Origin of the sequence: Agrobacterium tumefaciens (genome assembly GCF_013318015.2) — a bacterium.
Lineage (GTDB): Bacteria > Pseudomonadota > Alphaproteobacteria > Rhizobiales > Rhizobiaceae > Agrobacterium > Agrobacterium tumefaciens.
Map to the genome: position 1 here is coordinate 1,361,887 of NZ_CP115841.1, position 18,262 is coordinate 1,380,148.

The window sequence follows — 18,262 nt, forward strand, 5'->3', positions numbered from 1 at the left end:
GCTCATGAATTCGAGCGATGGCGGGCATTTAGAACGAATCCATTATGCGCGCAAGAGGGTTCGTTCCGAATGTGCTGTTTTTTCCGATCCGATGGACAAAGGGCAATAGTCCACGTCCTAAGCCCTTCGGATTCCGTCATTTTTTGTATCTCACTCATATTCCAGAAGAAACAATGCCCGCAACCGGCGCTTTTGCGCGGGTGCGGGCAGTCGCTGCATCTTCAATGCGGATCGATCAGATGCGACCCAGCAGAACAAGAACGAGGACGATGACCAGAACCAGTCCGAGGCCACCCGAGGGACCATAACCGTAATTGTGGTAACCCCAGCTTGGCAAAGCACCGATCAGGAAAAGAATGATGAGGATAACGAGAATGGTGCCGATCATGTTTAGCCCTCCATGAATAATAGGTATGCGCTGTATTTAATGATCAAACACGCAAAAAGTTCCGTTTACTTCATCCGCTTATGGCGTGGGCCGAGAATGCATCTCCAGCCGATTCAACGGGTTAAACGGCATTTGCGGACAACGCGGCGGGTCGTGCGCGCATGGCGGCAGCAATTAGCTACGCACCACGCCCAGGCCCCGGGGTGATCGACCAAGGTAGCGATTTATTCGAGGTAATTTCTCGGTCTATGTATATCGCATGCCGTTCGTCATACTAAATCAAGTCACCCGTTCCCTGAAACTGGCGGGGGACTGGGAGACCTGGTATCACTGGCAGTGCGCCAGGTCTCACCTGTTTCCTTCTTCTCCGGCGATCTTCCCGCCGCACGCAAACCGTTCCCCAAACAGGCACACGGACATTTTACCTGCGGCGCTGCACGCCACGCTTGCCTTGCCTCTTTCTCTCCGGTTAGACCCCGGATCGGGAGGGAGAAATGAGAATCATATGTCCGGTTTTGCGAACCTCATCCCGCTTTTCATCTTCGGCCTGCTCGTCTACGCTTTCTTCCGCTGGGTCGCGCGCGACACTCAAAATCCGAGACGCAAGTAGCAGGTGCGAATAGCTCTGCCCTTTATCACTCGCGGGGAACCGTTGCGCCTCCATATCGTTTTCGCAGACGCACTTCGGAGGACAGGATGAAAACGCTCGTATCATTGGCCGCAATCGCGCTTACGCTTGCGGGCTGCACGACCACAGGCCCGGCCGCTTATGTCGAACCGATCCCCGGCAGCATCACCTATAAGGACCAGCCGCGCACCAAGCTGACGAAATCGCCGATCGGCAGTACCTTCAGCCACGAGTTCCGCATCGACGGCAGCACGAGGGCGGTGGAAACCTATCGCATTGCGCCCGATCGCTCGCTCGAACTCATAGACCGCCGCATCATTCGCGATTGGCTGTTCGGACGCGACGACTGACCGCACCGCAAGCCAACCGAAACCAATTGCGCATTCTGCCCGCTTGGTTTAGAGCCGGGCACGATAACCAACACGGATGAGCGATGAACACGCGCTGGCAAAAACCCGTCCTGATCGCGTTCGAAACGCCGGGCGACTATACGAGCATCGAGACCACGCAGGCGGCGTCCTGGGCCATGATCGAGGATTGGCCGATAGAGGATGGCGATGCGTTGGACGCGGCGTTGCTGGTCTGCGCCGCCGTCGATGCCGGCAGGAAAAAGCCGGAGGATGCGCGCAAGGCCTTCATCGCTGCCGCAATCGAGGCTGGTCTCGACATCAAGGCCTGACGGCATCAAGACCCATGGTCGAGAATTAAAATGGCGTCCTGAGGCGAAACAAGTCAGGACAACAGGTTTAAAGGGTTAAATCAGATGGAAGCTTCTGGAAACATGAAAAAAGCCCTGTTCATATTTCTCCTCTCCTGCCTCGCCATCGGCCTTCTCGGCCACCTCGTGGTCGCCTTCGTCGTTACCGGCTGAAGCACCGATGTCCACTCCGTATTGTGGCGGAGCGGCAGGGCATTAAAATTTCCTAAATTTCATTCTGCTGTTATGGAACCGCGATAAATCTTTTCCGTTCTCTCTTCGATCAACAAGGAGGATTGAAATGCGTGACGGATTGAATGGTTTTCTCGAAATTTCCATGCTCGGCGTCGTGATTGCAAGCTGCCTTTTCATGGTCAACCTGCCGATCTGACCCGCCTTAAAAATCATTCCCTGCGGTACCGGCGACGTTAGATGCCGGGGTAAGAAAATGCGGCCTTTCGGGCCGCATTTCTTTTTCCAGCAATGCAGGCTCAAGCGGAAAGCTTGGCGGCCAGCTTGGCGACATGTGCGCCCTGATAGCGTGCTGCTTCCAGTTCGATAGCAGAAGGCTGACGCGAGCCGTCGCCATCGGTGATGGTGGAGGCGCCATAAGGCGAGCCGCCCTTGATTTCATCGACGCCCATCTGGCCCTGGAAAGCATAGGGCAGACCGACAACGGCCATGCCGTGGTGCAGGAAGGTGGGGAGGAAACCAAGGATGGTCGATTCCTGACCGCCGTGCTGCGTGGCCGACGACGTGAAGGCCGAGCCGACCTTGCCGACAAGCTTGCCGCCAAACCACAGACCGCCGGTCTGGTCCCAGAAATTGCGCATCTGTGAGGCAACCGTGCCGAAGCGGGTGCCGGCGCCGACGATGATGGCATCGTATTCTGCCAGTTCGTCAACAGTCGCGATGGGAGCAGCCTGATCGAGCTTGAAGTGCGAGGATTTGGCGACTTCCTCAGGAACCAGTTCCGGAACGCGCTTGACGACAACTTCCGCGCCGGCAGACTTCACGCCTTCGGCAACGGCATATGCCATCGTCTCGATATGGCCGTAAGATGAATAATAAAGCACAAGAACTTTTGTCATTTTCTTTGTATCCTTAGGGTTAATCGTCTCAGGCGTACCAGCCAGAAGCCTTTTTAAGAACGCGATGATCATTAGTGGTGACCAGTTACAAGCATGTGATGCAAAGGTAGCCCAGAGGCCGGTCCCACACCAGCGGTGCATCCGCATACGCACTGTTCGCAATCAGTGAACGAAACGCCGGAACGTCAACCTTTCACAGATAGACATTTTTTCAAAACCGCTTTGCATTCACCGGGCGGCGGACTAACGTCGGACAAAACAGCTGACGAGTACCCCCATGTCCAATCCCTCACCCACCCCATCCGTCGTGACCGCCGCCATGCTCGCCATCGGCGACGAATTGCTGTCGGGACGCACCAAGGACAAGAATATCGGGCACCTCGCGGATGTGCTCACCATGTCCGGAATAGACTTGAAGGAAGTGCGCATCGTCGCCGACGAGGAGCATGCAATCGTCGAAGCGCTGAATGCGCTGCGCGCCCGCTATGATTATGTCTTCACCTCCGGCGGCATCGGCCCGACCCATGACGACATCACCGCTGATGCGGTATCCGTGGCTTTCGGCCTGCCCTGCGAGCACGATGCCGAGGCTTTGCGGATATTGGGTGACATGTACCGTGTGCGCGAGATGGAATTCACCGAAGCGCGCAAGCGCATGGCACGCATGCCAAGGGGGGCAAGCCACATCGCCAATCCCGTCTCGGTCGCCCCCGGCTTCGTCATCGGCAACGTCCACGTCATGGCCGGCGTTCCGCAGGTGTTTCAGGCCATGCTGGATAATGTCATGCCAACGCTGCGCACCGGCGCGAAAGTCATGTCGCAGTCGGTGCGGTCTCCCTATGGCGAAGGTGACATCGGCACGCCGCTGACCGCAATCCAGAAAGCGCACCCGGAAACCAGCATCGGCTCCTACCCGAAATATGACGGACAACGCTTTTCGACGGAGATCGTCGTGCGCGCCCGTGATGCCACCGTCCTGAAAGCGGCGGCGGATGCAGTGGCGACGATGATCGAAACCATTGGTCAGGAAAAAACACTGTCGGCCAGCAAGGGCGATGCAACCGCCTGAGACTGAAGCGGATTGACCAAAATCAAGGTGGCACCCGGCACAGCCACTCTCCCAAAAACGACGCGTCACCGAGGAGCAAAAAAATGGGTTACAAAACGATACTGGCAGTGATCGACAATGTGGAGAACACGCAAAAGCTCGGCGATTTCGTGGTAAGTCTTGCCAACCAGTTTTCCTCGCATGTGATTGGCCTGCACATGGAAACGCTGGCCGCCGTTCCGCTCGTCGCGCCGATGGAAATTCCCGACCCCGCTACCGTTCAGGTGCTTCAGGACGTGGCGCACAAGGAAACCACGGATGTTGGAAACCTCTTCGAACACACGCTGTCTGCCAATGGCATCTCGCATGAGTGGCGCAGCTTTGTAACCTCGGTGGGTTACGCCTCGTCATCGGCAATCGATAGCGCGCGCTGCGCCGATCTCATCGTCGCCCGCCAGAGCAACTCCTCCGCACTCTCCGACAGCCGCTCGGATATAGACGGCTTTCTCCATGAAAGCGGCCGCCCTGTTCTTCTCGTTCCGCATGTGCTGACGGTTGCCAAACCGGTCAAGCGTGTGCTGATCGCCTGGAACGGTTCCCGCGAGGCAACACGCGCCACCTTCGATGCCCTGCCCTTCCTGATTGCAGCCGAGAGCGTCGAGATCTTCTCCGTCGATCAGGCCGAGAGCGAAACGCAATCGTCTGGACTTGCCGGAACCGAACTGGCCGCAACACTCGCCCGCCACGGCGTCAACGTCACGGTAACCTCGCAGGAAAAAATCGCCGGCATCTCGCCGCAGGCGGCTATCGAAAACCGGCTGTCAGACCACAGCATCGACCTTCTGGTCATGGGCGCCTACGGCCATTCCCGCTGGTGGGAATTGCTGTTCGGCGGCGTGACGCGCACGCTGCTCGATTCCATGACGGCGATGACGCTTTTGTCGCGTTAAACACCGGTAGCCGTGGATGAAGCCGCAAGAGCCTGCGCGCAATGCTTGCCTTTTTGCAGGTCTTGCGGCTATTAGCCAAAGCCATCGACAATTTTGACCAGATGGTAGACGACATGTCCCTTCCCGATAAAGCCTTTCCCGTAACCTGGGATCAGTTTCACCGCGACGCCCGCGCGCTTGCGTGGCGTCTTGCCGGCCTTGGCCGGGAGTTCCGGGCGATCGTCTGTATCACCCGCGGCGGTCTCGTGCCGGCAGCGATCATTTCCCGCGAGCTGAACATCCGCCTGATCGATACGGTCTGCATCGCCACCCGCCACGATTACGTCAACCAGGGCGACACGGTTCTCCTGAAGGGCGTGGCGCCGGAGCTGATGTCCGACGGCGGCGAAGGCGTGCTCGTCGTTGACGATTTGACCGACACCGGCAAGACCGCACTGGAAGTGCGCGAAATGTTGCCGAAGGCGCATTTTGCCTGCGTTTACGCCAAGCCGAAGGGCGTGCCGACCATTGACACCTTTGTCACCGAGGTCAGCCAGGACACCTGGATTTATTTCCCCTGGGACATGGGCTTCGCCTATCAGGAACCGATCGCAAAAGGATCGCGCGGCTGATCGCCTGTCGCAACCCAAAACCATGCCTGAAAAGCCGTCCCTTCGGGGCGGTTTTTTTGTGTGGAAATGCTTTTTTGGTAACGGCAAAAAAACACGGAAAAACCGCAGTGTCGCCTTTATGCCGCACCCCGGAAATGCGGGGTTTTTGCTTTCCGCTGCGGAAACCAGCCTCGCGCAAGCTTCAAAGTCTCACGCCAAGTCACTGATTTTTTTGAACGCTTTTGCTATCCCCGTTTTCCACAGGCGCTGCACACAATATCTTGTGGTTAAAAAACGGTTTCAATCTATGGCTTGACGAATCTATGCCGCAGGAGGAAAGTGACAGTTATGTTGCGGCGGCAACGGACCGGAAAGTAACGAGGCCGGTTCCTTTCAATCTCAGTTCGCAAGTCCAGAAGGGGCGTCCCGACCATCAGGGGGCGGTTCGCCGGTGGATTTTGCGTGCCTTGCGGATACCGCCAAAAACATGACGCGGGGACTGGCGGCAGGAAGCTGTTGATACTATATTTAGTACTCACATGACTCTTGCAGCCAAATAAGCCACGAGATACAGGGATCACATCCAAGGATGAACATCCCTTACAGATCGGCAAAAACCGGCTGCGCGCATAGTTCGCACGGCTGGAACGAATTTTTGCGCCCTTTGCCGGGCGCCCAATGGACGAGGACACGAAACCATGCGCATCGAACGCCGCTTCACGAAGCCCGGCCAATCGTCTTATGCGGAAATCGAATTCCGCAAGGCCGTCAGTGAAATCAAGAACCCGGACGGTTCCATCGTGTTCCGTCTGGCGGATATCGACGTTCCCGCGCAGTTCAGCCAGGTCGCGACCGACGTTCTGGCGCAGAAATACTTCCGCAAGGCCGGCGTGCCGAAGGTGCTTAAGAAGGTTGAGGAAAACGATGTTCCTTCCTTCCTGTGGCGTTCGGTTGCCGATGAGAAGGCCATGAAGGACCTCCCCGAGGGTGAGCGTTATGGCTCCGAAACCGATGCGCGTCAGGTTTTCGACCGCCTGGCTGGCACCTGGACCTACTGGGGCTGGAAGGGCAAATATTTCTCCACCGAGGAAGACGCACTCGCCTTCCGCGACGAGCTTGCCTATATGCTGGCGACCCAGCGTGTAGCCCCCAACAGCCCGCAGTGGTTCAACACCGGCCTGCACTGGGCCTATGGCATCGACGGCCCGGGCCAGGGCCACTTCTACGTCGACCCCTTCACCGGCAAGCTGACCAAGTCCAAGTCCTCTTACGAACATCCGCAGCCGCATGCCTGCTTCATCCAGTCTGTCGAAGACGATCTGGTCAACGAAGGCGGCATCATGGACCTGTGGGTGCGTGAAGCGCGCCTGTTCAAATACGGTTCCGGTACCGGCTCCAACTTCTCCTACCTGCGCGGCGAAGGCGAAAAGCTTTCCGGCGGCGGCAAGTCCTCCGGCCTGATGAGCTTCCTCAAGATCGGCGACCGGGCAGCCGGCGCAATCAAGTCTGGCGGCACCACCCGCCGTGCGGCCAAGATGGTCGTCGTTGATGCCGACCATCCCGATATTGAAGCCTATATCGACTGGAAGGTGAACGAGGAGCAGAAGGTTGCCGCTCTCGTCACCGGTTCCAAGATCGTTGCCAAGCATCTCAAGGCAATCATGAAGGCCTGCGTCAATTGCGAGGCAGATAACGGCGATTGCTTCGACCCGGCCAAGAACCCTGCCCTGAAGCGCGAAATCCGCGCTGCCAAGAAGGACATGGTGCCGGAAAACTACGTCAAGCGCGTCATCCAGTTCGCGCAGCAGGGTTACAAGGACATCCAGTTCAAGACCTACGACACGGATTGGGATTCCGAAGCCTACCTCACGGTTTCAGGCCAGAATTCCAACAACTCCGTATCGCTGAAGGATGACTTCCTGCGCGCTGTTGAAAACGACGGTGACTGGAACCTGACCGCCCGCAAGGACGGCAAGGTCATGAAGACGCTGAAGGCCCGCGACCTATGGGAAAAGATTTCCCACGCCGCCTGGGCATCGGCCGACCCCGGCCTGCACTTCAACACCACCATGAACGACTGGCACACCTCGCCGGCCGAAGGCCCGATCCGTGCTTCCAACCCGTGCTCGGAATATATGTTCCTCGATGACACGGCCTGCAACCTTGCTTCGCTGAACCTGCTTCAGTTCAAGGATCAGGCAACGAAGCGCATCGACATCGCCGATTATGAACATGCGGTTCGCCTGTGGACCGTCGTTCTCGAAGTCTCGGTCATGATGGCGCAGTTCCCCTCGCGCCAGATTGCCGAACGCTCCTACGAATACCGCACGCTCGGCCTCGGCTACGCCAATATCGGCGGCCTGCTGATGTCCTCGGGCATTCCCTATGACAGCGACGAAGGCCGCGCCATTGCCGGTGCGCTGACCGCCATCATGACCGGCGTTTCCTATGCCACCTCGGCTGAAATGGCTGGCGAGCTTGGCCCCTTCCCGGGCTTTGCGCCGAACCGCGACAACATGCTACGCGTCATCCGCAACCACCGCCGCGCCGCCCATGGCCTTTCCTACGGTTATGAAGGCCTGTCGGTGAACCCGGTTGCCCTCATCCATTCCGATTGCACGGATCAGGACCTTGTCGCCCACGCCACGGCTGCGTGGGACAAGGCGCTGGAGCTTGGCGAAAAGCATGGCTACCGCAACGCCCAGACCACCGTGATCGCGCCGACAGGTACGATCGGTCTTGTGATGGATTGCGACACGACCGGCATCGAGCCGGACTTCGCGCTGGTGAAATTCAAGAAGCTCGCCGGCGGCGGCTACTTCAAGATCATCAACCGCGCCGTGCCGGAATCCCTGCGTTCGCTCGGTTATTCGGAAAGCCAGATCGCCGAAATCGAAGCCTATGCCGTTGGCCACGGCAATCTCAACCAGGCACCTGCCGTCAATCCCTCGACGCTGAAGGCCAAGGGCTTCACCGATGAGAAGATCGAAGCCGTCAACGGCGCACTGAAAAGCGCCTTCGACATCAAGTTCGTCTTCAACCAGTGGACGCTGGGCGCCGATTTCCTCAAGGGCACGCTCAAGGTTTCCGATGAGCAGTTGTCCGACATGAGCTTCAACCTGCTGGAGCACCTCGGCTTCAGCAAAAAGGACATCGAAGCGGCCAATGTGCACGTCTGCGGTGCGATGACACTGGAAGGCGCACCGTTCCTCAAGAACGAGCACTTGGCCGTATTCGATTGCGCCAACCCCTGCGGCAAGATCGGCAAGCGTTATCTATCGGTCGAATCGCATATCCGCATGATGGCGGCAGCACAGCCGTTCATTTCGGGTGCGATCTCCAAGACGATCAACATGCCGAATGATGCAACCGTGGAAGATTGCGGCGCGGCCTACATGCTGTCCTGGAAGCTGGCGCTCAAGGCCAACGCCCTTTACCGCGATGGCTCCAAGCTTTCCCAGCCGCTCAACGCTTCGCTGGTGGAAGATGAGGACGACGAAGACTTCGTTGAAGAACTGATCCAGCAGCCGCTCGCCCAGCAGGCCGTGACGATCACCGAAAAGATCGTCGAGCGCGTCATCGAGCGGGTATCGCGCGAGCGTGAAAAGCTGCCGAACCGCCGTCAGGGTTACACCCAGAAGGCAACGGTCGGCGGTCACAAGGTCTATCTGCGCACCGGCGAATTCGGTGACGGCCGCATCGGCGAAATCTTCATCGACATGCACAAGGAAGGCGCTGCCTTCCGTGCGATGATGAACAACTTCGCCATCGCCATTTCGCTTGGCCTGCAATATGGCGTGCCGCTGGAAGAATATGTGGAGGCCTTCACCTTCACCAAGTTCGAGCCGGCCGGCATGGTGCAGGGCAACGACGCGATCAAGAACGCCACGTCGATCCTCGACTACGTGTTCCGCGAACTCGCCGTATCCTATCTCGGCCGCCACGACCTCGCTCATGTCGATACGTCGGATTTCTCAAATACCGCACTCGGCAAGGGTATCCAGGAAGGCAAGACCAATCTGCTCTCCACCGGCTGGACGCGCGGTTACAAGCCGACGCTGGTTTCCAACAACGAAGGCGAACGTGCTGCTTCCGAACCCAAGGGCTCGGCAACGGCAGCGCCCGCCCGCGCCTCGGCCAACGTCACTTCCTTTGCAGGCTCAGCAGCCCGCAAGCTGGAACCGACAGTCGCGATCTCCACCTCGGAAATCGTCTCCTTCAAGCGCGATTATGAAGAACGCGCCAAGGAACTGGCGGAAGAGATTGCCGAAGAGGTAATCGACGACGTGGTTCAGGAAGCCAAGCAGACCGCCACCGCCCTCTTCTCCGACAAGGCCGCCGCCGACGCGGCATCGGCCAAGGCGGAAGCCAAGAAGAAGGAAAACGAACGCCGCATGCGCTCGATCGCGCAAGGCTATACCGGCAACATGTGCTCGGAATGCCAGAACTTCACGATGGTGCGGAATGGCACTTGCGAGAAGTGCGATACTTGCGGTGCGACGAGCGGTTGCTCGTAAGATATCTCTTCTGTTAGTTTGATACGAAGAACCAACTAAGGACTGGCCAACGAAATATTGGCCAGTCCGAAACCTAAAATCTGTCAGCCAGCAGTTTAACGTCTTTCGATCACTGATAAGTGCTCGTAAAATTGGACTTAAAATGACGAAAACTGCACAGGCCCGTGAAGCATATAATTTGTATCAGCAGAAAAATCTCGCGAGACTCATTTTTCATGCAATAAAGCTATTTTTATATACTGCTGTGCCGGCCACCGTAATTGCGTATTTAACAGATCATATTAGCGGTTTGTTTTACATATTAGCCCCGTTCTTCATTTATTTATCATTCCCTTTCTGGTTTGGACTTTACGTATCTAGTGCGTTGCTGGCGCAGATGGCCGGAGAAAGCCTCGGGAAAAAGACCTTGCTTGGCGACAATCCTACGTTTCCCGACGTCACGTTTCATCTCACAGGCTTTAGAGTTAAGGATGAAAGCAATGAAAGTTGAGTTCAGAGCCAATAATCGGGTAAAATCGACCGAGCCAGATAGGCCCGTTTTCACGCCATGACCGACGAATAAGCGGAAGCCAATGCGCTCGCCGATCCCGACAATCGGCCGCTTTCCGCCGAACAGTTCGCTGCTGCCAAGAAAATGCCGCGCATCAAGATCATTCGCCGGGCACTGAAGTTGACGCAGGAAGAGTTTTTTTGCCCGCTATCACATTCCGCTCGAAACTTTGCGCGATTGGGAACAGAGCCGCAGCGAGCCGAATCAACCGGCCCGCGCCTATCTGAATGTCATGGCCGTCGATCCCGAAGGTACGCCGGCTGCGCTCCGTAGAGGCGCGGCCTGACGCGCCTTACCCCACAAAATCAAACAGCAGCTTCACATTCAGCGCCGCAATTACCACTGCGATGAGCCATGCAAACGCCGAGAGCCATCGCGGGGCGCACAGTTCACCCATCTTGGCGCGGTCGGCGGTGAACATGACCAGCGGGAAGACGGCGAAGGAAAGTTGTAGGCTCAGTACCACCTGCGTCAGTATCAGCAGTTGAGACGTGCCGCTTTCGCCGAAGGCGATGGTGACGCCGGCGGCGGGGATGATGGCGATGCCTCGGGTGATGAGGCGGCGCAGCCACGGGGCAAGCCGCATCTTGAGGAAACCTTCCATCACGATCTGGCCCGCAAGCGTTGCCGTAACAGTGGAGTTGATGCCACAGCACAAAAGCGCCACCCCGAACAGCGTCGGCGCAATCGCAAGGCCGAGCAGCGGCGCGAGCAGACTATGCGCTTCACCCAGTTCGGCAACGTTCGTCTGACCCGTTTTGTTGAAGGTCGCCGCTGCGAGGATGAGGATCGCGGCATTGATGACGAGAGCAAACGTCAGGGCGATGGTTGAATCGAGTGTCGCGAATTTGAGCGCCTCGCGTTTTTCGGCCAGCGTCTCGCCGATGGCGCGCGTCTGCACGATCCCTGAATGCAGATAGAGATTATGCGGCATAACCGTCGCGCCCAGAATGCCAAGCGCCAGATAGAGCATCTCGGGGTTGGTGACGATCTCCGTCGTCGGCGCAAAACCACGAATCACCTGGCTCCAGTCGGGATCGGCCAGCGCCAGCTGAATGGCGAAACACACCGCGATGACGCCGAGAAGCGTGATGACAAGCGCTTCCACCCAGCGGAAGCCAAGCCTTTGCAGATAAAGGATCAGGAACACGTCAAGCGCCGTGATGAGGACGCCAAGTTCGAGCGGAATGCCGAAAATCAGGTTGAGGCCGATAGCCGTCCCGATGACCTCGGCGATATCAGTCGCGATGATTGCGATTTCGGCCAGCAGCCAGAGGACCATCGCCACCGGTTTCGGATAGGCATCGCGACAGGCCTGCGCCAGATCGCGCCCGGAAGCAATCGCCAGACGGGCACAGAGCGCCTGTAGAACGACGGCCATGATGTTCGATATCAACGCCACCGTCAGCAGCGTGTAGCCAAACTTGGAACCGCCGGCGAGCGACGTTGCCCAGTTGCCGGGGTCCATGTAACCGACCGCGACGAGATATCCGGGTCCGAAGAACGCCATCGCCCGGCGAAACGTACCGGCATTCGGGCTTATCTTGATCGAGCTGTGAACGTCGGACAGCGAGAGATCGTCGCCATTCCGCCGCCATCCAAAGACAGGCTTGTCCATCTTGCGAACTTTCAAATGGAAATTGAATTAATGCAATTGCAAATCATTCGCATAAAAGGGTGTGGACTGGCAAGCGGAGTTTCGAAGCTGTGTGCCGGCGCGAGACGCCGCAGTAACATTCGGCCTGAACGCAACCATCGGCGCAACGCGTCATGGATTTAATGAAATGAGACCCCTCCTCCGTCATTCCAGCCTCGAGCCGGAAGCCAGCAAACCAAAGTCTCTGGGCTGAAAAGACTCCTCTCCGTCGCGTAGTGACCCGCGAACAAGGGGGACCCACGGCCAATCCTACCGCAAAACCTCACGGCGTTGTCATCGCCTCTGCCCCGCCATTGCGGAACAGCCGCGTGCATGCCCGCGTTTGTCTGTCACGAAGCAACGATAGTCCGGGGAAGTTCATGCGAGACGGCAATAAATTCAGCGTGGCGAACCAGCCTTACCGGTGGCCGAAATATATCATGGCGCAGCGAAGGCCGCGCGACTGGCTGATGACCATCAGCGGCGTGGTGCTGCTGGTCATCGTCGCCGCCGCTGTCGCCATGGGTTATCTCGTCACCAGTCATCCCGGCAAGCCAGAGCCGAATACCGGCATCATCGAGGAAAACACAGCGGAGAACGCCTGATATGCGGCGCAAGATGCGCCGCTTAACTCAGACCCTGAAGATGCCCGCTGAACTGCGCCTCATGCAGGCGGCTGTAATGGCCCTTGGCGGCCAGAAGCTCGGCATGGGCGCCGGTTTCGGCAATACCCGTCTGGTCCACCACAACGATGCGTGACGCATCGCGGATCGTTGCCAGCCGGTGGGCGATGACGAGCGTTGTGCGGCCCTTGGCAAGCTCCGTCAGCGATTGCTGGATGGCCCGCTCGGTTTCGGTATCCAGCGCTGAGGTCGCCTCGTCGAGAATAAGGATAGGCGGGTTCTTGAGGAACATGCGGGCAATGGCAAGACGCTGTTTCTGACCACCGGAAAGTTTCACGCCACGCTCACCGATGACGGTGTCGAGCCCCATCGGCATCGCTTCGATGACGCCATCGAGCCGGGCACGCCGCGCCGCATCCATGATTTCGACATCGGAAGCGCCGAGCCGGCCATATTCGATATTCTCGCGGATCGTGCCGCCAAACAGGAACACATCCTGCTGCACGATTCCTATCTGGTTGCGCAGCGAGGCAAGCTTCATCTTGCGGATATCGATGCCGTCAATGGTGATCGAACCGCTGGTGACATCATAAAAGCGCGGCAGCAGCGAGCAAAGCGTCGTTTTGCCCGCCCCCGAAGGCCCGACGAAGGCCACCGTCTCGCCCGCATTGATCTTCAGGTCAATATTGTCGAGAACCTGCTTGCCCTCGGCATAACCGAAACCGACATGGCGATATTCAATGGCGCCGGAAAGCGCCGGTGCCTCGATCGCATCCGGTGCGTCGACGATATCCGGCGCCGTGTCCAGAAGCTCGGTAAAGCGGCGAAAACCGGCAATGCCCTTCGGATAGGTCTCGATGACCGAGTTGATCTTTTCCACCGGGCGGAAAAACACGCCGACCAGAAGCAGGAAGCCAACGAAGCCGCCTTCCGTCAGGCCGCCATGCAGCACGAACCAGGCGCCGCAGATCATCACGATCATCTGCGTAAGCCGCATGCTCATGTAGCTGAGCGAAGTGCTGGCCGCCATGATCTTGTAGGCATCCAGCTTCGTGCGGCGGTATTTCTGGTTGTCCTTCTCAAACAGCGCGCGTTCGTGGTCCTCATTGGCAAAGGCCTGCACCACCCGCATGCCACCGACATTTTCCTCGATACGGGCGTTGAAATCGCCGACCCGACCGTAGAGCGCGCGAAAGTTCTGCGTCATTCGGCCACCGTAACGGCTCGTCACCCAGGCGGTGACAGGCACGACGGCGGCGGTGACGAGCGCCAGCGGCACATTGACCGACAGCATCAGCAGGAATGCGCCAATGAAGGTCATGATGGCGATGAACAGATCCTCGGGGCCGTGATGGGCCACCTCGCCGATCTCTTCCAGATCCTTCGTCAGCCGCCCGACCAGATGGCCGGTCTTCTGGTTGTCGAAATAACGGAAGGACAGCTTCTGCAGATGGTCGAAGGCCAGACGCCGCATGTCGGTCTCGATATTGATGCCGAGCATATGTCCCCAATAGGTGACGGTCGCCATCAACCCAGTATTCAGCACATAGATGACGAGAAGCCCGACCGATGCGGCGAGGATGATGCCCCATTCGCCACCCGGCAGCAGCACGTCCACGAAGGCTTTCACCGCCATCGGAAAGCCGAGTTCGAGCACGCCCGACAGAACCGCGCAGGAAAAATCGAGAATGAACAGACCGCGATAGGGACGGTAATAGGCGAAGAAACGGCGCAGCATGGCGTGACCTGAAGAGCGGGCGCGGCAAGCGGAGGCCGCAATAAAAACGGAGTTCAATTGTCATATTTCAATGCGCGCGCCAAGACCGATGTTCTATTTTTACCAAAATCGTTCAATAGGCTGAGCGATAAACACACAACGGTAATGTGATACGGCTATATTGCACTTATATGTATTGGTGTGACAGAGTGAATGCACCCTTCGGGGAGAATGCGAGAAAGAGCCTGCCGTGAGTAATATTGACAGCCGTAAGCCCAGTGGCGAACCGAGATGGCTTGGTCCTGCCAGCCCGACGCGGATCGCCCTGATCCCGCCAATATCGGCTGCGCGCTGGCTGCTGGTCCTCGTCGCCCTTGCGGGCATCTATTTCTTCCACGGCTTTCTCGTTCCGGTTCTGGCCGCCCTTGTCATCGGCTTCGCCAGCTGGCCGGTCTATACGCGGCTTCTGCGGCAGGTGGGCGGCAACACCACGCTCGGCGCCTCCATCGCCATCATCCTCATCCTCACCTTCCTCGTGGTGCCTATCTTCATCGCCGCTTCCTATACGGCCAGCGAAATCCGCGAATGGTTCGGCTGGGCGGTGCATGTCAACAAGGTCGGCGCACCCGTGCCAGACTGGATCGCGGCGCTGCCCGGCGTAGGCTCCTGGCTCGGCGAGCAATGGGTGAAATATATCGGCACACCGGGTGCGATCGGCGAAGTGATCCAGCTCGTCAGCGGTGCCAATATCGGCAATATCTACCGGGCGATCCTCGCCGCGGGCAACGGCGCGTTCCACCTGGTGCTGACCCTGCTGTTCATGTTGATCGCGCTGTTCTTTGTCTATCGCAACGGTGCCGGCTTCTCCCATCAGGTCGATCTTGTGGGAGAACGCATACTGCCGACGCGGTGGGAGCGCATTTCCCGCGTCGTGCCAGCCACCATCAGCTCCACCGTCACCGGCATGACATTGATCGCCATCGGCGAAGGCATAATCCTCGGCATCGCCTACTGGATTGCCGGCGTCCCCTCGCCCGTCACACTCGGCGTGCTCACCGGTGTCATGGCGCTCATCCCGGGCGGCGCGCCGCTCTCTTTCACTCTCGTATCGATCTATCTGGTCGCCAGCGGCTCTCCCGCTTATGGCCTGGGGCTATTCATCTGGGGTTCGGTAGAGCTTTTCATCGTCGACAAGACCATCCGTCCGAAACTCGTTGGCGGCCCGATCAAGCTGCCTTTCCTGCCGACCTTTTTCGGCCTCGTCGGCGGCGTCAAGACCATGGGCTTCCTCGGCCTCTTCATCGGCCCGGTGCTGATGGCGCTGCTGGTGGCAATCTGGCGGGAATGGGTGCGAGAGGTGGAAATCTCCACTGGCGCCACCGTCGACGTTCCGCCGACCCCTACAGCTGAAAATGACCCGCTCGACGACATCGTTGCGCGTGAAGAGGATAGCAACGAAGCGACGGCGTTCCGAAAAGCAGCGTCTTAAACCTCGTATTCGTCATGCTCGGGCCTGTCCCTGGCATCTGCAACCCAACGATGTTACCAGACGTCGGCAGATCCCCGGCACGAGGCCGAGGATGACATCGCCAAGGGCGGCATCGAGTGTTCTGCAAAGCGCGCCGATAGCGCCCGCCTCGCCTTTAAAGCGTCTTCTCCATGAACAGGCTGAGCGGGTCCGGCTTATAGGGCGCAAACGCCTCAATCTCGACAAACCCCGCCTTGCGGTAAAGACCAATCGCCTCCGGCTGGCTGATGCCGGTTTCAAGCCGGATGGCGGTAAGCCCGAGCTCGGCGCCGCGCGCAATGAGCGTATCCATGATCAGCTTGCCGATCCGCAATCCCCTCGCCTCCGGATCGACAAACATGCGCTTGACCTCCGCCGTACCGTCACCCGCCTCCACCAGCGCGCCGCAGCCAACGACACGGCCATCATGCCGCGCCACGAAAAAGGAGACATTGTCCTTTTCCAGCTGGCCGATATCGACCAGATGATTGCTTTCGGCGGGATAAAGCGACGCCATATAGACGTTAGACAGATCGATAAGGCGCAGAACCGCTTCCTGCCGGGGTGTTTCAAGCTTGATTTCGGGGGCCAATGCGATGCCTGCTTTCTCTCAAAAAAATGCGTATTTCGTCGTAATGTCACTGCAATCGGGATAGATGAGTTTCTAGAGCATAATTCCCGACAGAGGCAACACACACCATGAAAACAGCCCTCGTTCTCATGACCTTCCTAGGCTGTGACGACACCGCCACCGATTGCCATTACCTCGCCACCTCGCAGCAGCGCTGGACGAGCATCGAACTATGCGACGCCGTGTCGGAGAAAGAGCTGGAACGTTTCGCAAATGCGTCCTACCCGGTCGTGGTGGCCGTGTGCCAGACACCGGGCGAGCAGACGCCCCAGACTGCGGGCAACGCGCCCGCAACGCAGCCTCCCGCCGCAACGGCCCCGGCCGGAACAGAGGAGCCACCGGCACAGGTCACGCAAAAGGAGGAAGAAAGCCTGACAAAACAGGCGATCAGCCGCGTCAGCCGCATCCTGCCTTCCACTGAAGGCGTGAAGCACCTGCTCGGAACGCCGGTCAGAATGGTGGAAAACAGCTATTCGTGGATTGCCAAGCGGTTCGAGAAGTAAGCCTCAGGCCGCCTCGACCGTCAGCGCTTCCGCATAGTGCCGCGCTTTCTGCCGTTCCTCGGCAATGGTCAGTTTACGCACGGCGTGCAAGAGTTCGAAAAGCGTTTCGGAACCATCGACGTTGCGGAAATGCGCAAGCAGTTCTGCCGATACAGAGGCTGCGGCCTGCGACAGATGCGATCGGGCGGCACGGCGCCACATCAGCGTCGCCTCAATGAAGACATCAACCACATCGCCCAAAAGACCGACGGACTGGAACAGCGCCTTCAGCGCGTGCGGCCGTCCGGTCGCCAGAATGGCGCGCACCTTGCTGTCATCGAGACCTGAGAGATTGACCATCGCCGCCGTGAAAAACTCCAGCCTGCCCGAACAGACGGCATGGATGAGAAGCGCCGGTGTCAGTTCCAGCCTTTGCCGCAGATGCTCCACCAGCGCCGGCAACTCCGGCGACGAAACATTGGCGGCGATGAGGATGGTGGCGGAATCTTCCGCTTCGCGGAAAATACTGTCGGCGCGGTTGCGCGCGATCAGGGCATGAACAAGCGCCGAACCTGCCAGGGCCTCGCTGACGCGCGCCATCAGAAGATGGCGGGTATCGGCGGGCAGCACCTCTCGGCACAGCAGCAGGTCGCGAATGTCGGCGTTGCAGCCATGCCGCTCGGCAATGCGGCGCAGCGAAAACGGTGTGATGAAGGCTTCGTCGTTCTCTAGAAGGATCAACGTTTCCGGCAGATCACCGACTTCGGCAAGTGCTGCGCAGACACCGCGCGGCAGGCCCCGCCTAGCCGCGATGAAGGCGCGCGTCAGGCTTTCGCCGCGCCCGGCAAGATCGACCAGATCGGCCTCGCCGAGAACCGGCGAGCGGGCGATCACGGTGCAGGCAATCTCCGGCTGGTCTTCGGCAAGCGAAACAAGAATGGCGCGCGGCGCATCGGGATCATCCGCCAGCGCCTCGGCAAGTGCCAGCCGCACGCGCGGAGAAGGGTCGTCAAGAAGATAGGTCATCGCCATATAGGCGGCGTCACGGTTCTCCCGCGCCATGTCTGAATGCAGATAGGCACGGCCAAGCGCATTGGCGGCCTTCGCCCGCTCGGTCGATCCAGCCTTTTCAGACCAGCGAAGAAATGCCTGTACGATCACCTGAGCCTCGAAACACATTCGCAACAATGGACGACGGCATCATTGC

At 58.6% G+C, this 18,262-nt stretch carries 17 protein-coding genes and 1 pseudogene; 12 read left to right on the forward strand and 6 right to left on the reverse strand.

Annotated features, from left to right (window positions below):
• Positions 1-235: 235 nt before the first annotated feature.
• A complete protein-coding gene (locus tag G6L97_RS06780) occupies positions 236-388 on the reverse strand; it encodes a DUF3309 family protein (RefSeq protein ID WP_003515628.1) in 153 nt (50 codons plus the stop codon).
• A gap of 696 nt (positions 389-1,084) precedes the next feature.
• Here G6L97_RS06780 and G6L97_RS06785 point away from each other — a divergent pair.
• Together G6L97_RS06785 and G6L97_RS06790 are read left to right on the forward strand one after the other, a co-directional pair.
• Positions 1,085-1,366: a hypothetical protein gene (locus tag G6L97_RS06785; protein ID WP_111782464.1), complete on the forward strand. Its 282-nt coding sequence runs from the start codon at positions 1,085-1,087 to the stop codon at positions 1,364-1,366.
• An 83-nt stretch (positions 1,367-1,449) separates the two neighbouring features.
• On the forward strand, positions 1,450-1,695 hold the full coding sequence (locus tag G6L97_RS06790) for a DUF982 domain-containing protein (protein WP_003515635.1): 246 nt from the start codon (positions 1,450-1,452) through the stop codon (positions 1,693-1,695).
• A 509-nt stretch (positions 1,696-2,204) separates the two neighbouring features.
• Here the strand turns inward: G6L97_RS06790 and wrbA are convergent.
• Entirely contained in the window at positions 2,205-2,804 is a 600-nt protein-coding gene (gene wrbA, locus G6L97_RS06795; protein ID WP_019566148.1) for an NAD(P)H:quinone oxidoreductase type IV, read from the reverse strand.
• Between the two features lie 277 nt (positions 2,805-3,081).
• Between wrbA and G6L97_RS06800 the strand changes: the two genes are divergently transcribed.
• From G6L97_RS06800 to G6L97_RS28200, 7 genes and pseudogenes are all read left to right on the forward strand, one after another.
• Positions 3,082-3,873 (forward strand): competence/damage-inducible protein A, encoded by a 792-nt coding sequence (locus G6L97_RS06800; RefSeq protein WP_013636292.1) that lies wholly within the window; start codon positions 3,082-3,084, stop codon positions 3,871-3,873.
• 83 nt (positions 3,874-3,956) lie between these two features.
• Positions 3,957-4,802, forward strand: a complete 846-nt coding sequence (locus G6L97_RS06805) for a universal stress protein (RefSeq protein WP_003515639.1) — start codon at positions 3,957-3,959, stop codon at positions 4,800-4,802.
• A 113-nt stretch (positions 4,803-4,915) separates the two neighbouring features.
• Entirely contained in the window at positions 4,916-5,413 is a 498-nt protein-coding gene (gene gpt, locus G6L97_RS06810; protein WP_111788326.1) for a xanthine phosphoribosyltransferase, read from the forward strand.
• Between the two features lie 22 nt (positions 5,414-5,435).
• On the forward strand, positions 5,436-5,708 hold the full coding sequence (locus G6L97_RS06815; protein ID WP_155846274.1) for a hypothetical protein: 273 nt from the start codon (positions 5,436-5,438) through the stop codon (positions 5,706-5,708).
• A gap of 382 nt (positions 5,709-6,090) precedes the next feature.
• Positions 6,091-9,909, forward strand: coding sequence for a vitamin B12-dependent ribonucleotide reductase (locus G6L97_RS06820; protein ID WP_111782462.1), 3,819 nt, complete (start codon positions 6,091-6,093; stop codon positions 9,907-9,909).
• 142 nt (positions 9,910-10,051) lie between these two features.
• Positions 10,052-10,399: a hypothetical protein gene (locus tag G6L97_RS06825; RefSeq protein ID WP_065659318.1), complete on the forward strand. Its 348-nt coding sequence runs from the start codon at positions 10,052-10,054 to the stop codon at positions 10,397-10,399.
• A 57-nt stretch (positions 10,400-10,456) separates the two neighbouring features.
• Positions 10,457-10,745, forward strand: a pseudogene (locus tag G6L97_RS28200) (helix-turn-helix domain-containing protein).
• Between the two features lie 6 nt (positions 10,746-10,751).
• Here G6L97_RS28200 and G6L97_RS06830 read toward each other — a convergent pair.
• A complete protein-coding gene (locus G6L97_RS06830; RefSeq protein ID WP_013636297.1) occupies positions 10,752-12,077 on the reverse strand; it encodes an Nramp family divalent metal transporter in 1,326 nt (441 codons plus the stop codon).
• Between the two features lie 398 nt (positions 12,078-12,475).
• Here G6L97_RS06830 and G6L97_RS06835 point away from each other — a divergent pair, with 398 nt between their 5' ends.
• Complete coding sequence (locus tag G6L97_RS06835; protein ID WP_111782461.1) at positions 12,476-12,700, forward strand: hypothetical protein; 225 nt, start codon at positions 12,476-12,478, stop codon at positions 12,698-12,700.
• A gap of 22 nt (positions 12,701-12,722) precedes the next feature.
• Here the strand turns inward: G6L97_RS06835 and G6L97_RS06840 are convergent, their stop codons facing one another.
• A complete protein-coding gene (locus G6L97_RS06840; protein WP_025593660.1) occupies positions 12,723-14,456 on the reverse strand; it encodes an ABC transporter ATP-binding protein in 1,734 nt (577 codons plus the stop codon).
• A 229-nt stretch (positions 14,457-14,685) separates the two neighbouring features.
• Here G6L97_RS06840 and G6L97_RS06845 point away from each other — a divergent pair, with 229 nt between their 5' ends.
• Positions 14,686-15,924, forward strand: a complete 1,239-nt coding sequence (locus G6L97_RS06845; RefSeq protein ID WP_003515654.1) for an AI-2E family transporter — start codon at positions 14,686-14,688, stop codon at positions 15,922-15,924.
• A gap of 154 nt (positions 15,925-16,078) precedes the next feature.
• On the opposite strand, the gene G6L97_RS06850 is transcribed toward G6L97_RS06845, so the two are convergent.
• Positions 16,079-16,534, reverse strand: coding sequence for a GNAT family N-acetyltransferase (locus G6L97_RS06850; protein ID WP_025593662.1), 456 nt, complete (start codon positions 16,532-16,534; stop codon positions 16,079-16,081).
• A gap of 107 nt (positions 16,535-16,641) precedes the next feature.
• On the opposite strand from G6L97_RS06850, the gene G6L97_RS06855 reads away from it, so the two are divergent.
• Positions 16,642-17,076 carry a hypothetical protein gene (locus G6L97_RS06855; protein ID WP_003515657.1) on the forward strand — a complete coding sequence of 145 codons (435 nt, stop codon included), beginning with the start codon at positions 16,642-16,644 and terminating at the stop codon, positions 17,074-17,076.
• 3 nt (positions 17,077-17,079) lie between these two features.
• Here G6L97_RS06855 and G6L97_RS06860 read toward each other — a convergent pair whose 3' ends face one another.
• Positions 17,080-18,234 carry a DUF2336 domain-containing protein gene (locus G6L97_RS06860; RefSeq protein WP_111782460.1) on the reverse strand — a complete coding sequence of 385 codons (1,155 nt, stop codon included), beginning with the start codon at positions 18,232-18,234 and terminating at the stop codon, positions 17,080-17,082.
• Between the last annotated feature and the right edge of the window lie 28 nt (positions 18,235-18,262).